Here is a 517-nt window from a genome sequence, read left to right on the forward strand (position 1 = left end):
GAGAAGATCCCGGCGGCTCAGGAAGGAAACAACACTGGCACCATTGCCATCTGCCTCCATGGCCTCGACAACGACAAGTTCACCGAAGCGCAGTTTTCGACCCTGCGTGGCCTCTGCCTTGATATCGACGAGGCATATCGTGGCACCGTGACGTTTCATGGCCACCGGGAGGTCGCCCGCAAGGAGTGCCCCGTCTTCGATTACAAGGCCGTCCTGCGGCTGGATGCGCGTGGTGGTCTGGGCGATCTGGCTGGCGCCGCTGACATGATCCGTCAGGATCTGCCGCCCGCCCTTAGTGATCTGGAAGTCCTGCCGAACCGCATCACCACCTTGCGCCTCGGAGATCGCGGCGATCTGGTGCGTGGTCTTCAGGTCATGCTGGAGTCAATCGGTTACTTCCCCGGGGCGCTGGACAGCATCTTCGGTGCACGCACCCGGGCGGCAGTGCTGGCCTTCCAGGCGGATAATCACCTCGTCGCCGATGGCATTGTCGGCCCACTGACGCGCGAAGTGCTTG

At 62.7% G+C, this 517-nt stretch carries 1 protein-coding gene; it reads left to right on the forward strand.

Features of this window, described 5'->3' with window-relative positions:
* On the forward strand, positions 1-517 hold a 517-nt coding region (locus PKE99_RS38705; protein WP_271215193.1), incomplete at both ends, for a peptidoglycan recognition protein family protein.

The sequence above is a fragment of the Pseudonocardia halophobica genome (genome assembly GCF_027922425.1).
In the GTDB taxonomy this organism is placed as follows: domain Bacteria; phylum Actinomycetota; class Actinomycetes; order Mycobacteriales; family Pseudonocardiaceae; genus Pseudonocardia; species Pseudonocardia halophobica.